A 1,767-nucleotide genomic window follows, 5' to 3' on the forward strand; every position below is an offset into this window, starting at 1 on the left:
CTGGACGTCAGCAGCGCCGACCTCGACAACCGTGGCGGCGCCCTCAGTGGCAAGCAGTCGCTGCGCCTGAGCGCCGCCAACCTGGACAACCGTGGCGGCCTGCTCACCAGCGACGGCGAACTGGAACTGACGGCAGGGCGCGTCGATTCCGCCGACGGCGGCGAAATCTCCGCCCGGGGCGACCTGCGCCTGACGGTCGAGCGCCTGGTGCAACGCCAGGGCCGGCTGGTCGGCGAGCGCGGCGTCAGTCTCGACCTGCGGGGCGGCGACCTGGACAACCAGGGTGGCCTGATCAGTGCTCGCGGCCCGCTGAGCATCGAGCGGCTGAACGTCCTCGACAACCGCCAGGGCGGCGAGATTTCCAGCCAGCAGGGCTTCGAGCTGCTGGCCAGACGCATCGACAACGGCCAGCAGGGGCGCATCATCAGCGCCGGGAAACTGCGCCTGGACGCCGACGCGCTGGGCAACGCCGGCGCCGGCCTGCTCTCCGGATGGCAGGGCCTGACGGTGACAGGCGGGAGCCTGGACAACAGCGCCGGCGGCACCCTTTCGAGCAAGGACGGCGAGCTGGCCATCAGCCTCGGCGGCGCGCTGGACAACCACGGCCAGGGCGCGCTGGTCAGCAAGGGCGCGCAACGGATCGACGCCGCCAGCCTGGATAACGCCCAGGGCATCGTCTCCGGCGAAAGCGACGTGACCCTGAGCATCGCCGGGAAGCTGGACAACGGCCAGGGCGGCCTGGTCTCGGCGCAGCGCGCGCTGAGCTTCGAGCGCGACGATACGCTGCTGAACAACGCCGGCGGCCGGATCAACGGCGGCAGCCTGCTGCTCAAGGGCGCCAGCCTGGATAACAGCGACGGCCAGTTGATCAGCCAGGGCCGGCTCGACGCCATCCTCGGCGGCGCCCTGGTCAACGCCGGCGCGGCGCGCCTGGCCAGCGGCGGCGACCTGCTGCTGCGCAGCGCCAGCGTCGACAACCGCGGCGGCAAGCTGGTCAGCCAGGGGCTGCTGGAGATCACCACCGGCAGCCTCGACAACAGCGCCTCCGGCACCCTCGCCAGCCAGGCCGGCATGAGCCTGCGCCTGGGCGGCGGCGCCCTGCGCAACCAGCAGGACGGCCTGATCTTCAGCCAGGCCGGCGCCCTCGAGGTGCAGGCCGGCAGCCTGGACAACCGCCAGGGCACGCTCCAGGCCCAGGGTGACAACCGGCTGCGTATCGGCGGCGCGCTGGACAACCAGGGCGGCCGCCTGGACAGCCGGGCCGGCAACCTCGACCTGCAGAGCGGCAGCCTCGACAACGGCGCCGGCGGCGTGCTCAACAGCGCCAAGGGTTGGCTGAAGCTGGTCACCGGGCTGTTCGACAACAGCGCCGGCGTCACCCAGGCGCAGTCGCTGGAGATTCGCGCCGGGCAAGGCGTACGCAACCAGCAGGGCCATCTCTCGGCGCTGGGCGGCGACAACCGCATCGTCACCGCCGACTTCGACAACCAGGGCGGCGGCCTCTACGCCAGCGGCCTGCTCAGCCTCGACGGCCAGCGCTTCCTCAACCAGGGCGCGGCGGCGGGCCAGGGCGGCAAGGTCGGCGCCGGGCGCATCGACTTCAGCCTGGCCGGCGCGCTGGCCAACCGCTTCGGCCAGTTGGAAAGCGAAAGCGAGCTGCACCTGCGCGCCGCCGCGATCGACAACAGCGGCGGCAGCCTGCGCGCCCTCGGCCGCAGCGGCAGCACGCGGCTGGTCGCTGGCGACCTGAACAACGCCTACGGCGTG

At 72.4% G+C, this 1,767-nt stretch carries 1 pseudogene; it reads left to right on the top strand.

Annotated features, from left to right (window positions below):
* A pseudogene (locus JHD77_RS31685) lies at positions 1–1,767 on the top strand (hemagglutinin); the annotation flags it as partial.

Origin of the sequence: Pseudomonas sp. P20, assembly GCF_016463925.1 — a bacterium.
GTDB lineage: Bacteria > Pseudomonadota > Gammaproteobacteria > Pseudomonadales > Pseudomonadaceae > Pseudomonas > Pseudomonas aeruginosa.